The sequence below is a fragment of the Shewanella sp. UCD-KL12 genome (genome assembly GCF_001957125.1).
Taxonomy (GTDB): Bacteria; Pseudomonadota; Gammaproteobacteria; order Enterobacterales; family Shewanellaceae; genus Shewanella.
In genome coordinates, this window is the sequence record NZ_MPHJ01000010.1 from 84,807 (window position 1) to 106,016 (window position 21,210).

At 43.2% G+C, this 21,210-nt stretch carries 21 protein-coding genes; 7 read left to right on the forward strand and 14 right to left on the reverse strand.

Features of this window, described 5'->3' with window-relative positions; all coding sequences use genetic code 11:
- Positions 1-44 precede the first annotated feature (44 nt).
- The 6 genes from BM736_RS17000 to BM736_RS17025 form a co-directional block, all read right to left on the reverse strand.
- The gene (locus tag BM736_RS17000) at positions 45-1,787 is read right to left on the reverse strand and encodes a polysaccharide biosynthesis/export family protein (RefSeq protein ID WP_076414346.1); all 1,743 of its coding nucleotides are present in this window, start codon (positions 1,785-1,787) and stop codon (positions 45-47) included.
- A complete protein-coding gene (locus tag BM736_RS17005) occupies positions 1,784-3,022 on the reverse strand; it encodes a lipopolysaccharide biosynthesis protein (protein WP_256717943.1) in 1,239 nt (412 codons plus the stop codon). Before BM736_RS17005 ends, BM736_RS17000 begins: the two co-directional genes overlap by 4 nt.
- A 1-nt stretch (position 3,023) precedes the next feature.
- Positions 3,024-3,689, reverse strand: coding sequence for an ABC transporter ATP-binding protein (locus BM736_RS17010; protein WP_076414348.1), 666 nt, complete (start codon positions 3,687-3,689; stop codon positions 3,024-3,026).
- Positions 3,686-4,471, reverse strand: a complete 786-nt coding sequence (locus BM736_RS17015; protein ID WP_076414350.1) for an ABC transporter permease — start codon at positions 4,469-4,471, stop codon at positions 3,686-3,688. The genes BM736_RS17010 and BM736_RS17015 overlap by 4 nt, the downstream gene beginning before the upstream one ends.
- A 986-nt stretch (positions 4,472-5,457) precedes the next feature.
- On the reverse strand, positions 5,458-5,895 hold the full coding sequence (locus BM736_RS17020; protein WP_076414351.1) for a hypothetical protein: 438 nt from the start codon (positions 5,893-5,895) through the stop codon (positions 5,458-5,460).
- A gap of 154 nt (positions 5,896-6,049) precedes the next feature.
- Positions 6,050-7,177, reverse strand: a complete 1,128-nt coding sequence (locus tag BM736_RS17025; protein WP_076414458.1) for an NAD(P)/FAD-dependent oxidoreductase — start codon at positions 7,175-7,177, stop codon at positions 6,050-6,052.
- A 130-nt stretch (positions 7,178-7,307) separates the two neighbouring features.
- Here BM736_RS17025 and BM736_RS17030 point away from each other — a divergent pair, with 130 nt between their 5' ends.
- From BM736_RS17030 to rfaH, 3 genes are all read left to right on the forward strand, one after another.
- On the forward strand, positions 7,308-7,688 hold the full coding sequence (locus tag BM736_RS17030) for a hypothetical protein (RefSeq protein WP_076414353.1): 381 nt from the start codon (positions 7,308-7,310) through the stop codon (positions 7,686-7,688).
- Between the two features lie 201 nt (positions 7,689-7,889).
- Positions 7,890-8,297 (forward strand): hypothetical protein, encoded by a 408-nt coding sequence (locus BM736_RS17035; RefSeq protein ID WP_076414355.1) that lies wholly within the window; start codon positions 7,890-7,892, stop codon positions 8,295-8,297.
- 324 nt (positions 8,298-8,621) lie between these two features.
- Positions 8,622-9,146 (forward strand): transcription/translation regulatory transformer protein RfaH, encoded by a 525-nt coding sequence (rfaH, locus tag BM736_RS17040; RefSeq protein ID WP_076414357.1) that lies wholly within the window; start codon positions 8,622-8,624, stop codon positions 9,144-9,146.
- Here the strand turns inward: rfaH and BM736_RS17045 are convergent.
- Complete coding sequence (locus BM736_RS17045) at positions 9,143-10,063, reverse strand: LysR family transcriptional regulator (protein WP_076414359.1); 921 nt, start codon at positions 10,061-10,063, stop codon at positions 9,143-9,145. The genes rfaH and BM736_RS17045 overlap by 4 nt on opposite strands.
- Positions 10,064-10,112: 49 nt before the next feature.
- Here BM736_RS17045 and BM736_RS17050 point away from each other — a divergent pair, with 49 nt between their 5' ends.
- On the forward strand, positions 10,113-11,213 hold the full coding sequence (locus BM736_RS17050; protein ID WP_218638769.1) for a linear amide C-N hydrolase: 1,101 nt from the start codon (positions 10,113-10,115) through the stop codon (positions 11,211-11,213).
- A 480-nt stretch (positions 11,214-11,693) separates the two neighbouring features.
- Here the strand turns inward: BM736_RS17050 and BM736_RS17055 are convergent, their stop codons facing one another.
- Positions 11,694-12,521: a PIG-L deacetylase family protein gene (locus BM736_RS17055; protein ID WP_083700272.1), complete on the reverse strand. Its 828-nt coding sequence runs from the start codon at positions 12,519-12,521 to the stop codon at positions 11,694-11,696.
- A 164-nt stretch (positions 12,522-12,685) separates the two neighbouring features.
- Here BM736_RS17055 and BM736_RS17060 point away from each other — a divergent pair, with 164 nt between their 5' ends.
- Positions 12,686-13,120 carry a hypothetical protein gene (locus BM736_RS17060; protein ID WP_076414363.1) on the forward strand — a complete coding sequence of 145 codons (435 nt, stop codon included), beginning with the start codon at positions 12,686-12,688 and terminating at the stop codon, positions 13,118-13,120.
- 79 nt (positions 13,121-13,199) lie between these two features.
- On the opposite strand, the gene BM736_RS17065 is transcribed toward BM736_RS17060, so the two are convergent.
- From BM736_RS17065 to metB, 6 genes are all read right to left on the reverse strand, one after another.
- Positions 13,200-13,427: a cysteine-rich CWC family protein gene (locus tag BM736_RS17065; protein WP_083700289.1), complete on the reverse strand. Its 228-nt coding sequence runs from the start codon at positions 13,425-13,427 to the stop codon at positions 13,200-13,202.
- A 62-nt stretch (positions 13,428-13,489) separates the two neighbouring features.
- Complete coding sequence (locus tag BM736_RS17070; RefSeq protein WP_076414367.1) at positions 13,490-13,879, reverse strand: GFA family protein; 390 nt, start codon at positions 13,877-13,879, stop codon at positions 13,490-13,492.
- 12 nt (positions 13,880-13,891) lie between these two features.
- Positions 13,892-14,272, reverse strand: a complete 381-nt coding sequence (locus tag BM736_RS17075; protein WP_076414369.1) for a hypothetical protein — start codon at positions 14,270-14,272, stop codon at positions 13,892-13,894.
- Between the two features lie 231 nt (positions 14,273-14,503).
- Complete coding sequence (gene metF / locus BM736_RS17080) at positions 14,504-15,394, reverse strand: methylenetetrahydrofolate reductase (protein WP_076414371.1); 891 nt, start codon at positions 15,392-15,394, stop codon at positions 14,504-14,506.
- A gap of 516 nt (positions 15,395-15,910) precedes the next feature.
- On the reverse strand, positions 15,911-18,298 hold the full coding sequence (locus BM736_RS17085) for a bifunctional aspartate kinase/homoserine dehydrogenase II (RefSeq protein WP_076414373.1): 2,388 nt from the start codon (positions 18,296-18,298) through the stop codon (positions 15,911-15,913).
- Between the two features lie 23 nt (positions 18,299-18,321).
- Positions 18,322-19,488: a cystathionine gamma-synthase gene (gene metB / locus BM736_RS17090; protein WP_076414375.1), complete on the reverse strand. Its 1,167-nt coding sequence runs from the start codon at positions 19,486-19,488 to the stop codon at positions 18,322-18,324.
- Between the two features lie 243 nt (positions 19,489-19,731).
- Here metB and metJ point away from each other — a divergent pair, with 243 nt between their 5' ends.
- The gene (gene metJ / locus BM736_RS17095; RefSeq protein ID WP_076414462.1) at positions 19,732-20,046 is read left to right on the forward strand and encodes a met regulon transcriptional regulator MetJ; all 315 of its coding nucleotides are present in this window, start codon (positions 19,732-19,734) and stop codon (positions 20,044-20,046) included.
- A gap of 193 nt (positions 20,047-20,239) precedes the next feature.
- Positions 20,240-20,977: a sulfite exporter TauE/SafE family protein gene (locus BM736_RS17100; protein ID WP_076414377.1), complete on the forward strand. Its 738-nt coding sequence runs from the start codon at positions 20,240-20,242 to the stop codon at positions 20,975-20,977.
- Positions 20,978-21,210 lie beyond the last annotated feature (233 nt).

The window sequence follows — 21,210 nt, forward strand, 5'->3', positions numbered from 1 at the left end:
TTAGAAGCGGTTAAGCAATATTTATAAAATAGGAGCAGTTTCTTTTACAACGCCAACACTACTGCCGTTGACATAGCTAACTGGTAGATAAGTTGCGTGATATCTTTAGTTAGCTGAAAGCCTTTAAAGTCAGGTTTGGCCAACACAAAAATTTCATCACCAGGATTGATTACAGAGTCTTTTTTCAATTGGCCGTTCATATCGATAAAGCTGCCATTGGGCTTCATCACTAGAATATTCATGTCACTCAAATCTCGAGTCGCGCCACCAGAGTTGTTGATAAAGTCGTTAATAGACATGCCATCTTGGTAGGTAATTGCAGTAGGGAACATCACCTCACCGTGTACCATAATCAGGTTACGCTTAGCAGGAATAACCAGTTTGTCACCTTGGGAGAGAATGATCTTGCTGGCATCATAGCCTTCAGACAGCAGCACTTGCCCTTTTGGCGTTTGTTGACGCGCTTTGGCCACCCACTGCAATATGATGTCCGCTTCAGCTTGGCGTAGCAGTGCCGCCTCTTTAGTCTCTGAACGCGCTGTAAGAACACTCTGCTCAAGCGAACTTAGTGATGCCTGTAACATCTCAGCTTGACGTTTAGCGACTGATTCACGGTAAAGCTGGATTGCCCCAGTGTTAGACAGAGCACTAAATTCCATCTGCTCGAGCAGATCTGCAACACTTGAGCCCCACGGCACTACCATCTCTTTCGCTGAGTTATGCTCACCCAACAGCTCGACACTAATGCTGGTCGCTCGCAGTTGTGAGGTTATTTTGATTAGGCTACCCGCTTGCAGGTTAACCTTAGGTGCTTGCTCGATTAGGTACTGCTTAGCAGTAACTTCACGCACTTGGCTGCTATTACTCATATTCGAAGCGCTGTCACTAGAAGCGCTAATGCCGGAAGAGGTTATGTTAGGGCCACGATTACTATCAGGCGCAATGACGGTAGCATGGGTGGCATCTTTATTTGCAACCACTGCCGCTAACACCTGACTGAGATTTTCGAGTTGTCCCTGTTTATTTCTACTAAGTTCATATCTCCCAGCAAAACCAAGGTCGCCCTCAAGTGTGACTTCAGCTTGTTTTGCACCAACAAAGACAACATCGCCGTCTTGAAGCTGAATGGCAGGCATATTACCGCTTTGCAAAAACTCATAGAGATCAATCTTATACTTAGACTTGTTGTTGCGCTTAACCTGAATATTACGGTAGCTACCTAAATCATCTCGAATACCGCCAGCTTGATCGATAAAACGCAATACACTATCGGCACTTTGTCCCTCATATAAACCTGGTTTAACTACCATGCCCGATAGGAAGATCTTTACCTTTTGGCTAGATACCAGTGACACATACACTTCTACATTTGACTTATAAACACGCTTAACACTTTTAAAAATCACTTCGTTAAGATCGGCATTCTTAACGCCTAACACCTTTATTGGGCCCACTTTAGGGATAAAGATATTGCCCTGAGCATCAACGGTTATCTCGGCTTGATGATCTATCCCCCCCCATAGCTGAATAAGTAGGTTATCACCTTGGCTGATGCGGTACTCTGGGTTAATGGCTGAAAATGACTGCCCTTTAAACCCGCCTTTAAAAAGCCAATTACCGTATCTTTGATTTTCTAGTGATTCAGTGATGCTTTGCTGCTGTTGATCATCAACATCGGCCTGCATAGACATTGAAGCGTTAGCTGTACTACTAAATACGCTAAGAGTTAGGCTGCACATCAAGGCGATTGCAGTTGTTAGCTTTACGACTTTGGTTAATGGTTTCATTCTTTGTGTTCCTTAATCACAGAGGCGATTAAGCGGCCTACTAGATAGATGAGTATGAGTGAGATAAACCAGGTAAATATGCTGTAGAGACGTTGAGGGTATTTATCCTGCTGAGCCAGTCTTGGGTGTTCAACCACTAACAGATGTTTAAGTTTTTTAAATGCCTCGGCGCGAATAAGCTCTAGGCTAGCTAAAGCAGACTTGTAGAGATCTGCTGCCAATAAGTTATTAAGCTCCAGATCTTTAAAGTCGACGTTGACCTTGTTGAGCGCATCTTGGTCTTGGCTAGTAAGCTTTAGCTTCTCTTCACTAAGTTGCTGCTCTAGGGCTTGAATTTCAAACTGCTTACTTTTTATCTGCGCTGCATCTGAACGCATATAGGCTTCTAGTGACTTAAGCTCAGTTTTCTGTGAAATGATTGATGACTCAAGTTGGTTAATTGCTTCGACTAATGCCGCACTCTGAATTTCTGGGTTAAATAGAATATTTTCATCCTGAAACTTCAGTAGTTGTACTTGTTGTCGCTTTAACTCTTTATAGGCTCGCTGCACCTCACTTTGTGCATACTTCATCTGCTGGTTTGCCATATTTTCACCCAGAGAATTTATAAAACGTTCACTGGTAGCAAGTACTGCTTGGGCAAGTTTTAGTGAGTACTCAGCGTCGAAGCTTTGAACTTCCACATGCAAGATTTCAGACATATCATTGTAGGTAACCTTGATATGCTTTTGATAGAACTCAACAAACTCTTCTTGAGTACTGTCAGCAGTTAAGCGACTTAGCATATCCCAACTTGTTTGTTGATAATGAGATTTTAGTTCCAGCTGCTCATCGAGCGCTTGAGCCATCTCATTTGACTGAATGTACTCCTGTAAAATAAGTGCATCTCTTGTCGATGGTGAAGCTGTCCCCATAGCGGCTAAACCTATAACAGGCAACTCATTGCTAGTGGCTTGCTTTACAACAAATTGAACCTGACTGACATATCTAGGGGAAGCGATAACACTGTAATAGATAATGACCAGTAGCGATGCCAGTAGCACTAAGGCAAAGGAGCCTAATTTGGCATGAGTAAGATATACAGTTCGTTTAGCCCCCACATAAGCCTTAGAGTCTGCAATAAAACCTTTAGGGTTACGTTTCAGCTTTCGTACCTTTCGCTGTAAAGGTGTAATAACCTCAGTCTCTGATATTGCCTCAGCCTTCTTTAACTGAGTGTTTTGTTTATTTACCATACTATTTAACGTAAACCTCTTGATACTCTTCGATTGCATCGTCTAATTTTTCAAAAAAGACTAAGCTTTGGTTTTTAATGACGACCCCTGAATCACAGAATTTTTTTAAACCTGATATAGAGTGATTCACCATAAAAAGCTTGGTCTGGTCATATTTATCTAAGAGTAATTTCTCACTCTTCTTACGGAAGTTGGCATCACCTACAGCGCCTAACTCATCGATCAGCAACACATCGAAATCAAAGTCGAAAGCCATAGTGAGACCAAAGGTGATACGAGAGCGCATGCCGCTTGAATAGGTCTTCACTGGCTCATCGAAAAACTTACCAATTTCTGCAAATCTCTGAACTTGTTGCTCTATCGGTTTGGTGTCTTTATAACCATGAATTCTGGCTACAAAGCGCACATTTTCACGGGCAGTCATTGAGCCTTGAAGGCCACCTTGCAACCCGAGCGGCCAGGAGATATTTTTATCGGAATGAATTCGACCTGAGTTGGGCATATCGGATCCGCCCATCATGCGTATTAGCGTCGATTTACCCACACCGTTAGGCCCTAGTACGGCTATGTTTCTATCTGTTGGTAAGCTAATCGTCAGATCTTTAAATACATAGTGCCGTCCACGCTTAGTGGGGTAGTATTTGTTTAAGCATTCGAAGTGGATCATGTGCGGATAAACCTAAAACGACTGAGTTGGAATATAGATAAGCCCAAGGTAAAGCTAATCAGTGCAGTAACTGATAGGTAAACCCAACTGCCTACCGGCGTGACATAAACGCTAAAGAAGCTGTCACGGCTAAGCTCAATAGCATGGAATATTGGATTCCAATCAAGCAAGTACCAATATTGTGGCGGAATCATAGGGGCGCAGAAGAAGATACCTGACATGAAAAACATAGGTCGGTTGATTAAGCTCACCACCTTGCCAGCATCTTTCCAATAGGTAACAGCACTACAAAACATAAGTCCTAACCCGATGGCCGTTATAGCGACCAGCACACTTGCAGCCAATACACCTAACAGGTCATAGGGAATCACCTCAAACCCAAGCCAGGCCATAAATCCAAAAATCAACACATAAACCACTAAGTAAGTCGCAAGCTCGATAAGAATTCGAGTAATAACAGGGTCAATGGCACTGACTTGGCGATAACTTAACAGGCCTTTATTGGACTCAACCGCTGCGGAAAGTTGGGTTAGTAACTTTTTGAAAAGATTAAAGGGTAATATTGCTGTAAACAGGAACAGGGCAATGGGTATATTTGCGATACTACTACGCCCCATCAGGGTAAAAATAATCCCTAATACGGCAACAGCTGCTACAGGCTCTGCAATCGCCCAGAAATAACCAAGTCGATTTGAACCAAATCGTGTTTTTATTTCCCGCATCATTAATGCATGTACGGTATCGCACATAATATTAATTGAGGTACGTTTTTTAATTAACATTAATAACTCTTATTAAATAATAGGCATGCAAATATAAAGGGCAAATTAAAAACACCTTTAAAGGCTTAACTCCATATACAGCTGAGAGACAAATATTAGAAAAATTAAATTTAATGTAGAGGGAATTTTCTATTATCAATCAGAAACAAACTAAGATTCATAGTTTAAATTATCATTCAATTTATTGTTACTATAGACACAAGCCAATAAAACAAAGAGAAGACTTTACATTTAAACATAGAAAAACTTATTTTATTAAAGACATAGCTACCGCACGGCAATGACTATTTAGCCATTCCCAGAGTGTAAAGCATAAATTTTAAGCATAGCTACCGCACGATGAGTGAAATTTAACTCACAATCTGAACGTAAAAAACTTATGACATGACTAGGCGTCGGAAAGTTTTGAATTAACTCACCAACCCCATATACATTAAGCTGTAACTCTTAATAAATTGGTTACTCAACCAGGTTTATATTTACTTATAAAACAGTAACCACTCGACTATTACTTTATAGGTAAGAGTTTTCATGTTCAACCAAAAACATTAATTAAACATTAACTTAAAATATATTATGAATAATATTAATTAATTTTGACCTACCCCCCACATGTAAACAAACCACTTATTAAACACAAGCAAACGGCACCGTAAAACAACATCTATTAAAATTATTTAACGATCAACACAACTCCCCAAAGAACATAAACATACAAAGTGATATACTCAACTGTATACTGTAAACATAAAACCTCACATTCCTTTACACCTAAGCAGAGCAATCCACAGAACTCACCTTAAAAATTAAAAACAATTAAAATAAATAAAAATCAAACAAGAATACATTTAACAATATACCAACCTGAAACCTTCGGTTTAAACATGGGGAAAACCTATCAATCAAAGTGAACAAGTAACAAAAAGTCACCGAAAAAAACATAAACTTTAAGTTAAAATAAATTTGCAACTATCTCATCTTTAAAATCAAGCTAGTCCCATCAATGCGGGCTTTATCTGTGTGTCAAAAAACACCACTAGGTAGAGTATGAGGAGCAGTGTGACAGCGACGATACATCGCCTTCTGGACTCAAGGCCATTGTGGTTAAGCAGACTGGGGAAGAGCAGAAAGTTGAAGGGGTTGAACAGGTTTTGATAACAGATGATGCCGATACCATTTCGCCTTCCTCGCTTTATCATCTGATAAAAGAAGAAGCCAAAGCGGATCAGTAATACGGGAATACTGATAAACATGGCTAAGGAGAACGCCAGCTCAATACCCGATAGGTGCACTCTGAGCTGAGATAGGTGTTTAACCTCACCAGTTAATGATAAAACAAAGCCTACGGTTACGATAAGAGAAAAAAATAAAAAGAGTAAGCTATAAGCGAGTAATCGATACCAATCGATTTTGACGTTTCGCATATGAACACCTCAATCTAGCGATAAACTTTTCCATAAGAGAGGTCCTGTACTGCACTAACTAACTATAAACTTAGTACAGTTTTGAGCATGGCATTATTATCTTGCTCGATTTTTGTGCCTTTAGCCCTCACTCTTTACCCTTATCTATTTCTCCTTAGCTTGTTAATCCTAAGCTGGCAGCAACATAGCCGGCGATAGCTAGGCTTGCCGTTAAACCAGGAGACTCTATGCCATGTAGGTTAACCAAGCCGTTAATTGAGTGGTCAGCTTGGCTCTGAATTTGAAAATCTTTAAAACTCTCATTAGCCCCTTGTAATTTTGGGCGTATACCAGCATAACTTGGCTGCAGCTTATTAATGTCAATATTGGGAAAGTACTGCTTAATAGCCTCAAAAAATTTTGGTTTTAATGCTGAAGAGACATGGTAATCAGGGTGCTGTGTCTCGCTAAGGTATTGGGTATCGGGCCCAAACTTAAGTTGTCCGCCCATATCTAGAGTCCCATGAATACCTAACCCTTTTACATTCGCTTCAGGGACTGGGTAAACAAGCTTAGAGAAAGGTTTTTTTCCGCTATAAGAGAAATAATGCCCTTTGCACCAATAAAGCCTTGGAATATGCTTGCTTTGCACTCCCTGAATACCTGAGGCGACCTGAGTGCTATATAAACCCGCACTGTTGATAAGATATCGAGTTCTAACTTTTAACCGCTCCCCATCGATATCTAAATGCACAATAAAGCCTTTATCATCAGGGTCTGCAGCAATAAAGCCTGTATTTGGCACAAAGCAGCCTCCATGACTTTCAATTTCAGCCAGCAAGCTTTGCATATAATTATGGCTATCGATAATGCCAGTAGAGGGAGAGAGTAATGCAGCAGAGGCATTTAACTCTGATGAAAATGAGCATAATTGACCAGTCGACTGCCTGACTAAATCTGTAACCCCATTTGCAGCAGCCTTTGTCATCACAGCTTCAAGGCTGGCTTCTTGAGCTTGTGACGTCGCCACAATCAACTTACCTAAACGCTGATAAGCGACCCCTCTTAAGTCGCAGTAGCGATATAAGGCCTGCTTGCCCTCAATACATAATTTGGCTTTCAGGCTATGTTGAGGGTAATAGATCCCAGCGTGGATCACTTCACTATTACGGCTACTGGTTTCCGCACCAAAATGGCTGTTTTTGTCGATAACAAGTACATCTTCTAATTGGCGACTCAACCGAGCAGCAATCGCTAGCCCAATCACCCCAGCACCAACCACGACGGCATCAAGTTGCTCCACAACTTCCCCTTTTGCATAAAAAGCTAAATCTAGCTCAAAATAAACAGTTTCTGAAACCAACAAAGAGTGTACATATTTACCCTATATCCTGATTGAACTATATTAATAAAAAGCTCAAAGGAGAGAGGCGATGCCCAGATTAAGTTTTGGCTGTACGATCAACCACCTCGACAATAACATAGCCGAAGTGATTGTCGACCAAGGGATCGAACTGTCTATTGAAATGGTTGAAGAGCTTGATGACTACCTGGACGCACATTACAGCGTGCATTTTGCGCTATTAGTTAATAAAGCTAACCGCTACTCCTACACCTACGAAGCTCAACTCTGCCTCGCCTCTTTAGATAAACAAAAAGCTATCGCCGTGCTTTACCATGAGTTGAATGAAAACCCGATCCCGTCACAATTCGATAAGCGACGAAAAATGGATAACATCACTATTAAGAGTTTTCCTGCCACCAAGTTAGGTACTAAGGCTGCCTTGAGTTGGTTAAAGACCATTTTAAATTAATCATTTTTAATCCCTGAACTTTCATCAAACCTTGTGACTCTAACCCTTTGAGATACTTAGTGAAGCTTATATCACGACAAAGCCTCATGTACTAAATTGTGTAAACTGACAAAAATGTAACCGGATACATTTCACGGTTTTATCAGCTGTAGACTAAGCTGTTAAAGCGCTATAAAGATAATAATTACAAGGAAGAATAAGATGCACAAATTCAATTTTGGTTGTTCGGTCGAGCTATTAACTCACAATATTGCCCAAGTAACGATAGAGCCTGGTGTTGAAATCACCTTAGAGATGCTAGGCGAGTTTGATGAGTATATGAGTCAAACATTCAATCATGACTACGCCCTTTTAGTGAACAAACAGCACAAATATACCTACTCATTCGAGGCGCAACTTTGTATGGCCTCCCACGAGCGCCTCAAGGCTACTGCTGTGGTTTTTTATGATGAGCAAGACGCCAAGCTCCCCCAGCAACTCACAGAACGACGCCAAGTTGATGAGCTCAACATACGCCTGTTTTCCGGTGTGAATGACGGAAGCAAAACAGCGATTAACTGGTTAGAAGAGCAACTCTTAACGGAGAAACAACTTGAGCTCTCATCTTAGTTTCTGGTTTCCGTTGGTCGAGATAATCATACCTACGCCTCTTGAGTACAGTTTACTTCCCCCTATATATTCTCCATTTTTCTAAATGGAAATATGGAGAATATTACTAATATTGGAGCCTAATAAACTTATACTTACTAACAACAGCGCCACAGCAAAACCTTTATGGTCACTCACTTTAACCATAGGCCTTTAGCGAACAGCCTTCACAGTAACATTAATTTAATGCGGTTAACTTTGTACTTAAAAATCGAGTTTTGCTATGATCTATGGGTTCAAAGTGAAAGTTCCTTTCTGTAGCCAACTGTTAAATGATGAATATTAATGAAAGCTTGGTACCTCCTCTATTGTAAACTCCGCTCTGAAGCCAGAGCCGTACATAACCTTGCTCTTCAGGACGTTGAAACATACTTGCCGACGCTCGCCGAGAAAAAAGTGACTAGAGGCAAGGCTGGCATCAAACATGTGCCTTTATTTCCTGGCTATATATTCATTCATTTCGACCCTAAGGTGTTTAGTGTCGCTAGAATTCACTCAACACGCGGAGTGGGTAAAATTGTAGGCTGTAGTGAGCTGATGACTGCAATTGACGATGATATCATTGAGAACATCAAGATCCGCGAGCAAAGAATTGCCGATGCGCTGCAATCAGAGCTGCCCCCAAAAGCTGATGCTGATTTACCGCAAATAAACTCAGGCGATAAGGTGCGCTTTACTGAGGGGCCTTTTGTTGATCTAGAAGCTATTTTCGATGAGAAAAGTGGTGAAAAGCGCTGTCATGTTCTATTTGAGATCATGGGACAACAGAAAAAAGTATCGGTACTCAAAAGAAGCATTAAACCCATTTAAACTTGCTGGTACTTGCCGACAAGCTCACTCATTACCTCACAAATACGCTTACTTAAGGCTTGCCTAACTGGTGTGGGGTTTTTAGATTTAAATGACCACAAGCTTAACGGAAATGCGATCGGCTGATTCAACTCTTTAACCTCCAACCTGACAAGTTTTCCTTGCTGCAGCTCCTCATGAACAAGCCCTTTAGGCAGTAGCGCCCAACCTTCATTAACCTCCAATAAAGATTTAAGCACGCTCATATTTTCTATTCTTTGATAATGAGGAGATAAAACGACTGTGGTTTGCATCTCTGCGGTGATGCAATCTTCGGGCACCAGCTGCCGAACCTCTTTGAGCTGGGTAATACCCACCTTTTCAACAGCACTGGCTTTTACCAAGGGATGAGCCGCTCCAACCACCGGGATAAAATGTAAGTTAGCTAAGTGAATATACTGCATCCGACTTATCGCCTTAGCTTTAAAAGCGATGCCTAAGCCTAAATCAGCCTCTCCCGCCTCTAGCTCTGCAATGATCTCCTCTCGACTCCTATGAAGCCAATGAATATCGGTATCGGGAAATTGCGCTCGTATGGCTTGAACACTTAAGGTTATCAACTCTTTGGGGATAAGATCGCAATGCACGATCGTTAACTCACTCTCAATCCCCTTACCTATGCTGGCGCTTAATGACTCAAAAGAGGAGGTATATTCCGCTAAGTTTTTAGCATGACTTAACAAAGCCTGACCATCTCGTGTCAGCACGGGAAGCTTTGCCGAACGATCGAACAGCCCGTAGCCCAGATCTATCTCCAAGTTAGCAATGACTTGGCTGAGGGTTGACCTATCTCTGCCTAGAGCCCTAGCAGCGGCACTGAAAGAACCTGTTTCAGCAACCGTAACAAACGCCCTTACCTGCTCATAACTTAAGCTCATAGCCTTTCCCTAGATCGTGGATTAAACCCAACATATCTGATGTGTTTTAATGAAATATACCACATATGATAGCCCTACATTGATGACTAGAGGCATAGATATGAAAATTCACTCTACAGCACTGGCTTGCATGATCACCTTAGGCCTAGCAAGTGCTAGCTCCTTTAACGCTGAAGCTTGTACTGACGTTGCTTGGAACACCAAAGAGTTCGGCACCTTGATCAGTCGAACCAATGATTGGCTCGAGCCGACCAAAGGTGAAATTCGAGTATTGCCTGCTGGCTCTGAGCGCTTATTACTAGGATTAGATAAAACAGGTGGCAGCTATAAAACTAAGTACACCATAGCAGGGATCTTCTCTTACGGCGGCTTAGTACATGATGTGGTCAATAGTGAAGGAATGAGAGCAAGCGTACTGTATTACGGCCCTATGACTATGGGTGAGCCTAAAAAAGGCAGTGTATCTCAACTTACCTACGGTGAGTATTTAGCCACTAACTTTGCCAGTGTAAAAGAGGTCATCGCTAATATTGATCAGATAAAGTCCACCTTAGTGGATCTACCTGGCTTACCTATTGCGCCTAAGTTTCACTGGACTGTGACAGACAAGAGCGGCGATCGCGCCATCATAGAGCTAGATCCTGAAGGTGTGAATGTATATACCGGTGATGACGCTAAAGTCATGACTAATCAACCTAGCGTAAAAGCACATATCGATAACTGGGATAAGGTCTGGTCTAAACAAGATCTACAGTCATCAAATGCTAAGAGCATCATAGGCGCAAAAGGTAACGTTAACCCCGAGCAAAGATACCTGCACGCTCGTTACTTTCTCTCGCATTTAACCGAGCCGCAAAGCACGATTAATGGCTTAATGAAGTTACAAGCGACTATGGTAAAAGTGCCCCATGATGCGCCGAATCGCATTGTAAATGGCGAGATGACCGAGTACGCCACCGAGTGGACTATTAGCCAGAGTCTGGAGACTGGAACAACCTTCTTAGAATATACTTGGGGCGATGTATTTACCCGCTTTAACGTCAACTTCTACGATCTGATTGAAAACGGCAAGCCCGTGAGTATCAAACTCGATGATCCTAAGCTTGCTGGCGACATTACCCAAAAGATGATCGATTTAAGTAATCGATAATCGCTAGCAATAAACGTGATAACAGCTACGCCAGTTTTAGCGCAGCTGTTATCAAAGCTAATGGTTGTTATCTAGAGCTAATGGCCATTCTGTATAGCTAATGGCTATGCTGCAGGTTGATTAACGCTGGCCCCATCTTATTAAAGGAGTCATCAAGCTCGCCTTTATAACAGTTAAGTACCCAAAGGTAACTCTCAGTAATCTAGTAGCCATACTGGCCATCGATAGTCATACAGTATGCTCATCGAGTCTCCCCTCGCCAGATAGAAAATAAGCCACTCCGTGAACGCATACATGTTGATTTCATCTCATAATGATCACACTTCATAATAATCATTCTTATAACCAGTACGCTTTATAAAAAGCACTCGCAAATGCTCATACGGAAACATTAACAACAGACTAAATAATGGTTATTGAACAAGGTTTCAGCAATAGTTGATAGGAGTAAAAAGGTAAACCTATTTCAGTCTAAGTATGTCAGTCTAAGTATTGCAGTAGCCCATTAAGCTCCTCATTCTCACCTAACACTAGCTCTTCATAGTGAGTGTTTTGCGTAAAGTCGCCAAAAGCGCTAACCATAACAGGCGGAAATTGACTGACATGCTGAGACATAGCCTGAGTACGCAATTTTTGATACTGAGAGACATCCACTCTATGGGTAACCAAACTATTTTCGATAGGCACCGCAACTGAATAGTTGATGCCAAACTTTTCAGCAGAACGCCTCAAAGCAATGGCGCGAGTATCTGAAACAGCAAAATAAACAGCGCGGGATGAGTAATGTTGTGACACGAGTTTATTGACCACTTTATGATCCCGATTATCTGTTATTCCACCGCGTATAAAAGATAGGATCCATGCAGGCTCAACTTGTTCTACGACCTCTTGAAATTTAGCGAGTAACTCAGATTGAAACTGGTTTAACTTGCCGTCAGCAAAACGTAAAAAAATCGGTGAGCTTACATCCAGGGTTTGGCAAGCCATAATGGCTTCACGCTCCCTCACTTCAGCGAGCTGATCCCCAGATAGTCCCCGGCCAGAACGATCACTGCCCTTATCGCCTGAGGTTGCATATACAGGAATAACCTCAAGCCCCCTAACCGCTAACTTGGCCAATGTTCCCGAAATCCAAGTTTCATCATCTGGGTGGGCAAGCAGCACAATGACAGCATCTCTTTTACCCATCGGCTTTTCTCGATTCAATTGACAAGCACTTAACACACAAAGCATTATCACTATATAAGTCAATAGAGCTATTCGGTAGTTGTGCGCTTCTTTCTTAGAAACTTGTTTCAAGACCGCCATCAGCACCTCCTTGTATTAAGCTGGGTTAAGCCAGTTTTGATCGACAAGAGTAAATTTTTACTTACGCTCATTGACACTTAAAATCAGAGTTTTACAAAAACAAGCTATACAAGTGTATATCTTTATGTATTATTAAAGCATAGCTAATCTATCTCGAGACACAAATGATCTACTTTAATAACTTAAAAGGCCGCGACTACAAAAGAGCCTACGGTGAAACAGAGAGCGAAACAGAGAATAAAACTGGCAACAAGCAAGAGATAATCAGTGACCCAATCATCTTTGATCTTGATGATAATCAAGCCATAGACGCAATGAACGAAGACTGGAAACAGGTCAAGCCAGGCCAGATGGCGATGGTCGTTGATGGAAATGAAAAGCTCGACACCACAGTGTACAAGGTGACAGCAATAGAGCGTAAAAAAGATGTCGCAACCCATACTGAAAGCTTTATCGTAAGGGGCTCAGCCATTAGCAAGCTACCTGTAAAAGGCGATCGATATAATATCTCCTTTATGCTCCACGGTATTGCCCATAAAAGGCTGACTGATGGCTGTTTTCAGCGTGGGGTTAACTTGATCGCTTCTGCAGTTTACTAAGCCGTAAGTTGTAAGTTCCAAGCTGTAAGTTTGATATCCCCCGTGTTAAATAGACACGGGGCTACATTAAAAATGGGTATCAATCTACACGTTTGATACCTAGTTGCTCCTCTTGCTTAAGTTTTTCGATGCAGGCTCTACAAATACAGGTATTTTTAGAGAGCAGAGATTTAGCCACTATCTCTTTCGATGGAAAAGAGACTTTGCTACACCAACACGCATTAATATCTCCACCTGAATTAACTGCGCACTCATTACTACTTTGGCACAGTGGGCATAAAGTCTGATTACCTTTTTGCTTACTCAAGCTGTCACCCTGCTTGTTATTCAAATTAATTTTCAACACCTTAGTTAATTACCGATACATAGTTAAGTGTCGCTTGGGTGGTTAACCCCATCTTTTAGTGTAACGCCCTCTCGTAGTAGCTGATGCAATGAGAATGGATTGTCTCCCACTAGGCAAGCCAGATTAAAAGTATACAGATGAGGGTTAGAACGCCTCTGATGATGGGTATAAATACCACACTTTGAGCAGAAGTAATGTTTAGCGCTCATGGTATTAAACTGATAAAGCGTTAACAGCTCGCTTCCCTTCACCACCTCAAGATCGGCTAAAGCAACAGACGCAACGATTGCACCGCGACGTCGACACATGGAGCAATCGCATCTGCGCGGATCGACTAACTCATCGCCGAGCTGAAGCGACAGCTCGACGCTACCGCAATGACAAGACGCTGTATAACTTCTCTTGTTAATCACTGACCTCTCCCTCTAGCCATCATAACTCACACTATAGGCGAGTGCTCGGCACTCAAGAAAGGCATTGCAGCCAGGATAGGGGTTATCAATGCACTCCATAACCACAAACCCATTCCCACCCGCTTTCTGAGTCTGATATTTTAGATCTTGCTTGAGTGAATACCTAGAAGGTTTAGGTGAGTTAAGATCTGACTGGCAAAAGGAGGAGACTAATAGCCCAAGAGAGTCAGCCCTATAACGTTGAATCTCTTCAGCGCTGTACTCAATAACTTTGTCAGCACTGGCTGCACTTTGAATATGCTCATTGATATCTGGACTCATATTCGTTTGAAATTTGACTCCACTACAAGCCGATATTGAGACAGCTAAAAGCGATAACACAAAGGTTTTCATGACATTCTTCCTTAAATATCTAGCATTAATGCTAACGTCAATTGAACACACTAGCATAGCTAAAATGACTAAACAGCGAATACAGTTCACCCACTGCTAAGTGTTAAGCCTATATCGATAAAGAATTAAGAGAATATCGAAACAAAAATGCCCCATCAAAAGACGGGGCATTAGCGTTTTATGAAAGTAGTGTTTAACGCACTCTTGCTAGAGCTATAACAAGAGCTAAAACTAGACGTTAGGACGCACGCCTAATGTATGGCAGATTGCATAAGTGAGTTCAGCACGGTTAAGCGTGTAGAAGTGGAAATCCTTCACCCCTTCTCGAGACAGCACTTTAACCATATCGATAGCCACGTTAGCACCGACCATCTGACGCGTCGTTGGATCGTCATCTAAACCTTCAAACTGCTTATGTAACCAAGCTGGAATAGACACATTGGTCATGCCAGCGAAGCGCTTAAGTTGCTTGAAGTTAGTGACTGGTAAGATACCAGGAATAATTTCAACATCGATGCCTGCAGCAACGCAGCGATCACGGAATCTTAAGTAAGACTCTACATCGAAAAAGAACTGAGTAATGGCGCGGTTAGCACCTGCATCAATCTTCTTTTTAAGGTTAATAAGATCTGCCTGAGCATTTCTTGCATCAGGGTGAACCTCAGGATAAGCAGCGACTGAGATATCAAAATCAGCAACAGAGCGAAGCAGACGAACAAGGTCATTTGCAAAGCGCGTTGGCTTTGGGCTGCCATCGGGTAGATCGCCGCGCAAAGCCACTATGTCACGAATACCTGAGCTCCAGTAATGCTTAGCCAGCTCTTTTAGCTCTTCATCACTGGCATCGACTAAGGTTAAGTGAGGCGCTGCAACCAAGTCTGTCTCTTTTTGAATACGCTCAATCACCCCATGGGTACGATCACGAACACCAGAGTTAGCACCGTAAGTCACAGAGACAAATTTAGGGTTAAGTGGCTCTAGTCGTCTCACCGAATTCCAGAGGATCTTTTCCATCTCAGGTGACGCAGGGGGGAAAAACTCAAAAGAAACGTTAATATCACCATTAAGCTCAGCTAAGCTCTGGTTTAGTGATGTTGCATGTTGTGCATGATGAAAACCCATTTCTTATCCCTCTACGACACTCTAAAAATTAGCTAAACGCTCGCACTAGCGGTAATAAAACCCACTCTTGAAGATATCTAGCACAAATCCATCTAGACGTTTGGACGTCTAAATGGCTATATTAAAGAAGCTGAGGTTGAAGTCAATAGTAAAAAGATGAGTAAATTCAAATAAGATATAACAGGGGGCAACGAGACTGTGACTTCGTCACTGCGAGTTCGGGCTTCGCCAAACGCCTCCGAGTGCGGGCTTCGCCCTTCGAGAGCGGCTGTGAAGCACCTTCGAGTACGTCGCTACGCGACTGCGAGAAAAAGATAGGTCAGCTAGCAGTGAGCGACTACTAGCTCAAGAACAGTCAAAAGCGAAGTGAGTTTACGAACGGACTCGAAGCGCTGCGCCCTCGAAGTGAATGTAAATCCATTTACTAAGCCAGTTCGTCATCCATGACTCTTGTTCATGAGCTCATGGCTTCACCATATTCACCCTGCGAACAGACTCGAAGCGCAGCGTCCTGCTTTATTCCTGCACCAGATCCCGACAGATCTGGGCAAGATCAGATTGCACCGCAGCTGCAGTGACTTCACGCCCTGCACCTGGGCCTCTGATAATTAGCGGGTTGTCTTGGTAAAATGCGCTACGTATAACAAACACATTATCACCTGGGGTTAAGTTAGCGTAAGCATGCTCAGTGTCAACCCATTCAATGCCGACAGCCGCTTTGAGTTGGCCATCAACAAGGTCTAGCCCTGCGACATATCTAAGTACCTTGTCTTGCTCAGCGGCAGCTTGGAACTGCTGTAACATTTCGCCGTCAAGTTCACTAATTCGCTCAATAAACTGTGCTAATGGAATATCGGCTAATTCAGTGGGGACTAACGAGTTGAGCTCAATATCTTCCAGCTCAATTTCATGACCTATTTCACGGGCAAGAATGAGTAGTTTTCGCTGCATATCACGACCAGAAAGATCGTCGCGCGGATCAGGCTCGGTAATACCTAAACCTTTAGCTTCCATGACTAACTCAGAAAACGGCTTTTTGGCATCATAGTTTTCAAATAACCAGCAGAGGGTGCCAGAAAATATGCCACCAACCGCTTCAATGCTATCGCCGCTATTGTGTAGATCATTCAGTGCATGTTGCACCGGAAGTCCTGCACCACAGCTCGCATTGTAACGCCAAAATAGTCGGCGATTACCCAGCTGCTGTTTCAGCTCACGATAGAATGCTAGCGGACCTGAACCTGCGAGCTTGTTAGCACTGACAACATGAATACCTCGAGAGAAAAACTCAGGATATTGCAAGGTAAGATCGGCACTAGCACTGATATCTAAGGCAATAATTTCATCACATTCAAGCGCTTGTAACTGCTCAAACATGTGATCGTATAACCAAGGCGTAGCTTGCTGCTCAAACGCCTCTTTCCAAGAGTCGAGTTCAATCCCCTCCTCCTTGAGTAACGCCTTTTTCGAGCTCAGTAGCCCCACCAGTTCAACACTCGCCTCTAGCTCTTTATTAAGCGTGCCTCTAGCACGGTTAAAGAGATCGACCCAAGCCTCGCCAATATTGCCAACACCAAGCAGTAGCACGCCAATACGCTTACGAGGACCAGCGCAGCGGCGATGTACCTTCTGCGTTAACAAGTTAACCTGAGAGCCTGGCACTAAGGTGACTAAACTTAAGCCATCTTTAAATAGCGGTCTTGCATCTCGGCTTAGCAGACGGGCAAAGCCACGACGATATAAACCAGCATCAGCACTGACAAGTGCCACAAGCCCAAGATCTTCACGCAGTGATAGATCTGAGATCGCCAGCTCTTCAGTGTCTAAAATAGCTTGAACCTGCTTTTGATTCTCATGGGTAAAAGCAAGCTCAACCCGGTTATGTGCTAACTTCCAGTGAGCTAACGGGATAAGCCCAGCCTCTTCCAGCAGAGCCGCTAATTGAGCAACGTCACTGGCGATTCTGAAGTTAAACAGAGACACAGATGACAGGTTGGTGACCACAGGTGCACTAGCTTGAGAGCTTTTAGGCGCAATCAAGGTAAAATCGGTATGGGAGGCGTAACTTGAGCGCACCGCTAGGCTGACTTCAGTATCAAATAGTGGCTGTAGTGAACGATTGTGCAGTACTGGAGAGCCTAAGTGAGCTAAACGGTTAGCCTCATCTAAAGACAAGCTTTTTAATAACTTAGCATCATTAATTTTATTTGGATCGGCGTTAAATACCCCTTCAACATCCGTCCAAATTGTCACTCGCTCAATATTAGCTAGGCTGGCAATCAAGGTTGCACTGTAATCAGAGCCATTACGCCCTAGCAGCAAGGTTTCACCTTGTCTGTTAGCACAGATAAAACCTGTGATGATCAAACGCTCATTAGGGTGTGTCTCAACGGCTTTTTGAACGCGAGCGCTAGACTCATCGAGTCTAATTTGTGGCACTGCGCCTTCATCGGCAATCAGCAAGCTTCTGGCATCGATATCCGATGCAGCAACCCCAGACTCTCTTAGCAAGGCAGCGAGTAATCGCGCCGACCAGCGCTCACCAAAGCTCACCACTTCACTGCGCTTGTATTCATTTAGCTCATCGAGAGAGAAAAGACTGATCAACTGATACTTATCGATAGATAAGCGCTCTCTTAAACTTCTTGCTTGCTCATTGGAGAGCAGCTGCTCAATCAAATTCTGTTGGAAGCTAATTAATACTTGTAGCTCCTCTTGCCACAGCTGCTTGCTGTCTTTGAGTTCTAATAACTTATAAAGAAAATTGGTGCTCTTACCCGCGGCAGATACAACGACCAGATCGTCGCTATTGCCATGAGTAAGAAGAATATGAGCAACACGGCGGTAGCAATCAGCATCCGCTAAGCTAGAACCACCAAATTTATGCAAATGACCACGCGCCATCTTTAACTCCTACTCTACCGAGATTAACAACTTGCAGCGGCTGCTGCGGCAAGTCCAGCTTCAATATCGGCAACTAAATCGTCAGCATCTTCAATACCGACAGAAAGACGGATTAGGGTCTCTTTTACCCCAGCTTCTGCTCGAGCCTCTGGCTCCATAGCTCTGTGGGTCATTGTCGCAGGAACTGCGACTAAACTCTCTACCCCACCTAAACTTTCTGCCACTGAAAATACAGTTAATTTGTCAAGAAAAGCTACCAGCTCATCTTCACCACCTTTTAGCTCGAAACTCAGCATAGCACCAAAGCCTTTCTGCTGTTTCGCTGCGATCTCATGACCTGGGTGATCAGCAAGCCCTGGATAGTAAATTTTATCCACCGCCGCACTTGATGTTAACACCTCAAGCACTCGCTGAGCATTCGCTTGATGTTCACGAATTCGTACTGCAAGGGTGCGAATACCACGTAGAGTTAGGTAGCTATCAAATGCAGAGCCTGTCAGCCCCAAAGTATTTGACCACCAATGCAATAACTCACCCAGCTCGGCATCTTTCGCAACCACTGCGCCGCCAACCACATCACTGTGACCGTTAATGTACTTAGTTGTTGAGTGAATAACGATATCAGCGCCTAGCAAAAGCGGCTGCTGTAAAATAGGAGACAAGAAAGTATTATCAACTACCACAAGGGCGCCAACGGCTTTACTTGCTTTAGCTATCTCTTCGATATCAACAACACGTAGCAGCGGATTAGAGGGGGTTTCTAGCCAAACCATCTTAGGCTTTTGGGCAATAGCGGCTTCAAGTGCCGCGCCGTCAGTTTGATCCACGACAGCAAGCTTAAATGCGCCCTTCTTCGCTAAGTTGGTAAATAGACGGTAGCTGCCACCATAACAATCATGAGGAACGATCAATAGATCATCAGGGCCCAGTAAACTCGTTACTAAGGTTATCGCAGCCATACCGGTACAGGTCACAACGCCAGTCGCGCCTTTCTCAAGGCCTGCAATGGCATCCCCAAGAATTGATCGCGTTGGGTTACCTGAACGACTGTAATCAAAATCTCTTGGGTTCTTATGCCCGTCAAAGGAGTAATTAGTAGATAGATAGATGGGAGGCACCACGGCACCATGTTGGGTATCGGACTCAATCCCTTGGCGCACTGCAATTGTGGCTAGTTTACGTTCACTCATCTACAACTCCTAGAAATAATACTGAACTTCAATTGTTATATTTTTCGACATCAAAAGGTACAAAGAGATGTCTGGACGTCTAAATGTACCTAAGGGGAGCGCTAGCGTCAACTAATTATAGACGTTTAGACGTCCAAACATATAGAAATCTATTTGCATTTGTCATAAATAAGAGGCAATAATTTGACTACACAATTTAAAGGGTTAAAATCTGCCCCGAATTTTGAAATTACAGGTGAGTCAATGACTGAGTGGAATGGCGATTACATCAGCCCATATGCTGAACACGGCAAAAAAAATGAACAAGTAAAGAAGATCACCGTATCCATTCCTCTTAAGGTACTCAAGGTGCTTACCGATGAGCGTACTCGTCGTCAGGTAAACAACCTGCGCCACGCTACCAACAGCGAACTACTTTGTGAAGCATTTTTACATGCGTATACGGGTCAGCCCCTACCGAATGATGAAGATCTTTCTAAAGATAAGCCTGATACGATTCCAGCAGAAGTGAAACGCTTGATGGATGAGATGGGCATTGAATGGGAAGATGTCGAGTAACCTCACACTTACTCCACTCCCAGTCAATTTCTAAGGATCGCTTTGCGATCCTTAGTTGTTTCTACGCCTTTACCTTATCTCAATACTTAAACGCCAATAAGCGTTACACTCAGTTCGTCGTCCATGTTCGCCATCAAAACTCGGTTGTTTTAATCGCAATCGGTATATCTGAAAATAGTTAAGAGTAAATGCCGTGCTTGCTATGATAGATCCAACCACACTCGCCCTCGCTTCCTTGATCATCTTCTTTGGTGCAATGACTCAAAGCCTTATCGGTTTTGGTTTAGCGGTTGTGGCATCGCCACTACTCTACATCGTTGACCCTGAACTTGTGCCAGCACCAGTTATCATCATGGGTTTTTCTATCTCACTGCTAACGCTATTTCGTGAACGTGGTGCCCTTGAATTTAACGGTTTGCAATATGCCCTACTCGGGCGAATACCGGGTGGTTTTCTCGGTGCGGCCTTATTGATATTTGCCCCCCAACCGATCTTAGGTCTGGCAATTGCCGGCATAGTTGCAGCGGCCGTCATTCTAAGCTTACTTAAGTTCAATATTGTGGTTAACCGAACCAGTTTATTTTCAGCGGGTGTAGTGTCGGGTATTTTTGGCAATATCGCCGCCATAGGCGGGCCACCTATGGCGATTTTACTCTCGGGCAGAGATGCTAGTCAGTTTAGAGCGGCGCTATCAGCATTCTTCATCTTCAGCTCGATGATCGCCCTCGTTATTCTAGCAATCACAGGCTTACTCACGATTAAGCACCTGTGGTTATCTCTGTTCCTACTCCCCTCTGTGATATTAGGTTACCTAGTTGCAGGTAAACTTGTTGGCCGAGTCGATAAAAACAGAACTCGCAGCGCAACACTGATTCTTTGCTCAATCAGCGCTTTGGTGTTAACTGTGAAGTCGATAATGGAGTTAGGGTAAAGGGAGAAAAGCAGCTACGAGTTCGGGCTTCGCCCTTCGAGAACGGCTGGGAAACACCTTCGAGTACGTCGCTACGCGACTGCTAGCTCAAGAAAAATCAAAAGCGATGGGCTTTTAGCTCGCAGCCAGTGTAAATCCATTGACTAAACCAGTTAGTCATCCATGTCTCTCGTTCATAAGCTCATGGCTTCACCATATTCACCTTGTTGGCGTCATCGAAGTGAGTTTACGAA

Excerpts from the sequence above, each read along its gene's own strand:
- BM736_RS17000 (WP_076414346.1), bottom strand. The coding sequence starts at position 1,787 with ATGAAACCATTAACCAAAGTCGTAAAGCTAACAACTGCAATCGCCTTG.
- BM736_RS17005 (WP_256717943.1), bottom strand. The coding sequence starts at position 3,022 with ATGGTAAATAAACAAAACACTCAGTTAAAGAAGGCTGAGGCAATATCA.
- BM736_RS17010 (WP_076414348.1), bottom strand. The coding sequence starts at position 3,689 with ATGATCCACTTCGAATGCTTAAACAAATACTACCCCACTAAGCGTGGA.
- BM736_RS17015 (WP_076414350.1), bottom strand. The coding sequence starts at position 4,471 with ATGTTAATTAAAAAACGTACCTCAATTAATATTATGTGCGATACCGTA.
- BM736_RS17020 (WP_076414351.1), bottom strand. The coding sequence starts at position 5,895 with ATGCGAAACGTCAAAATCGATTGGTATCGATTACTCGCTTATAGCTTA.
- BM736_RS17030 (WP_076414353.1), top strand. The coding sequence starts at position 7,308 with ATGCCCAGATTAAGTTTTGGCTGTACGATCAACCACCTCGACAATAAC.
- BM736_RS17035 (WP_076414355.1), top strand. The coding sequence starts at position 7,890 with ATGCACAAATTCAATTTTGGTTGTTCGGTCGAGCTATTAACTCACAAT.
- rfaH (WP_076414357.1), top strand. The coding sequence starts at position 8,622 with ATGAAAGCTTGGTACCTCCTCTATTGTAAACTCCGCTCTGAAGCCAGA.
- BM736_RS17045 (WP_076414359.1), bottom strand. The coding sequence starts at position 10,063 with ATGAGCTTAAGTTATGAGCAGGTAAGGGCGTTTGTTACGGTTGCTGAA.
- BM736_RS17050 (WP_218638769.1), top strand. The coding sequence starts at position 10,113 with ATGAAATATACCACATATGATAGCCCTACATTGATGACTAGAGGCATA.
- BM736_RS17055 (WP_083700272.1), bottom strand. The coding sequence starts at position 12,521 with ATGGCGGTCTTGAAACAAGTTTCTAAGAAAGAAGCGCACAACTACCGA.
- BM736_RS17060 (WP_076414363.1), top strand. The coding sequence starts at position 12,686 with ATGATCTACTTTAATAACTTAAAAGGCCGCGACTACAAAAGAGCCTAC.
- BM736_RS17075 (WP_076414369.1), bottom strand. The coding sequence starts at position 14,272 with ATGAAAACCTTTGTGTTATCGCTTTTAGCTGTCTCAATATCGGCTTGT.
- metF (WP_076414371.1), bottom strand. The coding sequence starts at position 15,394 with ATGGGTTTTCATCATGCACAACATGCAACATCACTAAACCAGAGCTTA.
- BM736_RS17085 (WP_076414373.1), bottom strand. The coding sequence starts at position 18,298 with ATGGCGCGTGGTCATTTGCATAAATTTGGTGGTTCTAGCTTAGCGGAT.
- metB (WP_076414375.1), bottom strand. The coding sequence starts at position 19,488 with ATGAGTGAACGTAAACTAGCCACAATTGCAGTGCGCCAAGGGATTGAG.
- metJ (WP_076414462.1), top strand. The coding sequence starts at position 19,732 with ATGACTGAGTGGAATGGCGATTACATCAGCCCATATGCTGAACACGGC.